The organism is Sphingobium sp. D43FB, assembly GCF_002312805.1.
Classification (GTDB): domain Bacteria; phylum Pseudomonadota; class Alphaproteobacteria; order Sphingomonadales; family Sphingomonadaceae; genus Sphingobium.
On sequence record NZ_NMUA01000173.1, the window covers coordinates 1 to 582 of the forward strand.

The following is a 582-nucleotide window of genomic DNA, read 5'->3' on the forward strand; positions in this document are numbered from 1 at the left end:
GAGCGTCTGGCTGCTGAAGTGCTGCGTTCCACCGATGCCATGACCTTGCTGGAGCAGGAAAGCGACAAAATCGGCAAAGTCATGGACGTGATCAAGGCCGTCGCCGAACAAACCAACCTGCTGGCCCTCAACGCGGCTATTGAAGCGGCGCGAGCCGGTGAAGCCGGGCGCGGATTTGCCGTGGTGGCCGACGAGGTGCGTGGACTAGCGCAACGTACCCAGAAATCCACCGAAGAAATCGAAGCCCTGGTGGCCGGCTTGCAGAACGGCACACGTCAGGTGTCGAGCATCATGCTCAGCAGCCGCGAGCTGACCAACAGCAGCGTGATGCTGACCCGCAAGGCCGGCACCTCGCTGGAAAGCATCACCCTGACCGTGTCCAACATTCAGGCGATGAACCAGCAAATCGCCGCCGCCGCGGAAGAACAAAGCGCCGTGGCCGAAGAAATCAGCCGCAGCATCATCAGCGTGCGCGACGTCTCCGAGCAGACTGCATCGGCCAGCGAAGAAACCGCCGCCTCCAGCTTCGAACTCGCGCGTCTGGGCGGCCAGCTGCAAACGATGGTCAGCCACTTCAAGGTG

At 62.0% G+C, this 582-nt stretch carries 1 protein-coding gene; it reads left to right on the forward strand.

Features of this window, described 5'->3' with window-relative positions; translation table 11 throughout:
* On the forward strand, positions 1 to 582 hold a 582-nt coding region (locus SxD43FB_RS23890; RefSeq protein ID WP_255245892.1), incomplete at both ends, for a methyl-accepting chemotaxis protein.